This window comes from Protofrankia sp. Cr1, from assembly GCF_963555865.1.
In the GTDB taxonomy this organism is placed as follows: domain Bacteria; phylum Actinomycetota; class Actinomycetes; order Frankiales; family Frankiaceae; genus Protofrankia.
The window spans coordinates 1-1,749 of record NZ_CAUVXO010000576.1 but is presented as its reverse complement, the minus strand read 5'-3'; the positions used below and the strand labels follow the sequence as shown (position 1 = coordinate 1,749).

Annotated in this window: 2 protein-coding genes; both read left to right on the top strand. The window is 68.8% G+C overall.

Annotated elements, in window-relative coordinates:
- A partial coding sequence (locus U9980_RS26055) for a DUF1727 domain-containing protein (protein WP_322770349.1) occupies positions 1 to 954 on the top strand: 954 nt, incomplete at its 5' end.
- 13 nt (positions 955 to 967) lie between these two features.
- Complete coding sequence (locus U9980_RS26050; RefSeq protein ID WP_322755880.1) at positions 968 to 1,723, top strand: glutamine amidotransferase; 756 nt, start codon at positions 968 to 970, stop codon at positions 1,721 to 1,723.
- Positions 1,724 to 1,749: the final 26 nt, after the last annotated feature.

Sequence of the window (1,749 nt, the reverse complement as noted above, 5' to 3'; positions counted from 1 at the left end):
CCGCCCTTTGACGCGACCGCCGCGCTCGAGGTGGACGAAATCTGGCTGCCCAAGGTTGCCAGGCAGATCCTTCCCCGGGCCGTTGTACTGCTCAACATCAGCCGGGACCAGCTCGACCGGTCCAACGAGACCCGACGGATCGCGAGCCTCTGGCGTGAGCTTGGGGCGGATCTGCCTGACGCGACAGTGGTCGCCAACGTTGACGATCCGCTCGTGGTCTGGGCGGCGTCCAGTTGGGCGAACCAGACCTGGGTCTCGGCCGGGCAGAACTGGACGGCGGATGCGATGGTGTGCCCGCAGTGCGCCCGGTTGCTCCATCGTAACTCCTCGGGTTGGTGGTGTGACTGCGGGCTGGCCCGCCCGGAACCGCTCGTCGCCGTCATCGGGCCTGGCGAACTGCTGTGGTTCGGCTCCCACGTCAAGGCATCCATCGACCTGCCCGGACGGGTGAACCTCGGCAACGCGGCGATGGCCGCCGCCGCGGCGAGACTTTTCGGGGTCGAGGTCGGCGACGCACTGGGCGCGATGACGGGTCTCGGCGACGTCCAGGGGCGCTATCAGGAGATCGAGCTCGACGAGAACGGTGTCCGCGGGCGGCTCCTGCTGGCCAAGAACCCGGCCGGCTGGGTGGAGATGATGGAACTGCTCAACACGGCGCCCGCGCGGCCGGTGATCATCGATTTCAACTCGCAGACCGCTGACGGCCGTGATCCGTCCTGGATATGGGATGTCCCGTTCGAGCGGCTCGCGGGCCGGCAGGTCCTGGTCACCGGTGAGCGCAAGGAGGATATGAGCGTTCGCCTGGCCTACGCCGAGGTGCCGCACACCGTCCACCCGGATGCCGAAAGCGCGGCGTCCACGGTTGCCCAGGAGGGGACCGTGGACGTTGTCGCCAACTACACCGCCTTCCGTGACATCCTGGGGCGGGTTGCCCCGGTGAGGACGAGTAGATGACCAGGATGGCAATGTGATCACCGAGTCGGCGACCCGGATCGCCCTGATCTACCCGGAGCTGCTCGGGACCTACGGTGACGGCGGCAACGCGATCGTGTTGGCGCAGCGGCTGCGTTGGCGCGGGCTACCGGCCGAGGTGATCGATATTCCGGCTGGCGAGCCGGTGCCCGGCAGCTGTGACATCTACCTGCTCGGCGGCGGCGAGGACGAACCGCAGGTACTGGCCGCCGAAGGATTGCGCAGGAGCACCGCGCTGCTGCGAGCGGTCAACGAAGGTGCGGTCGTTCTCGCGGTCTGCGCCGGCTACCAGGTGATCGGCGCCTCGTTTCCCACCGGCGACGGCCAGGTCCATGACGGACTCGGCCTGGTGGATGTGGAGACCCGTCGGTCGTTCGACCCGGCGGACCAGCCGGCGCCACCCCGCGCGGTCGGTGACGTCGTGGTGGAACCAGCATCCGATCTCGGTCTTCCGGTCCTGCTCGGGTACGAGAACCACGCCGGGCGGACGCGGAGGCTGCCTGGCGGGCAGGGCAGGCCGCTCGGCGTCGTACGCAAGGGCGTTGGTAACGGCACCGCGGATCAGACCGACGGCATCGTGGACGACCACGTGCTCGGTACGTATCTCCACGGTCCGGTGCTCGCGCAGAACCCCGCACTTGCCGATCTGCTGCTGTCCTGGGTACACGGCCCGCTGCCGGAGCTGTTCGGCCCGCCTGAGGCGGAGATTCTGCGTCAGGCGCGCCTGCGTGCCCTCGACGTCGCGGCTTGAACCCTGTTACGGCTGTGGCGCCCCGG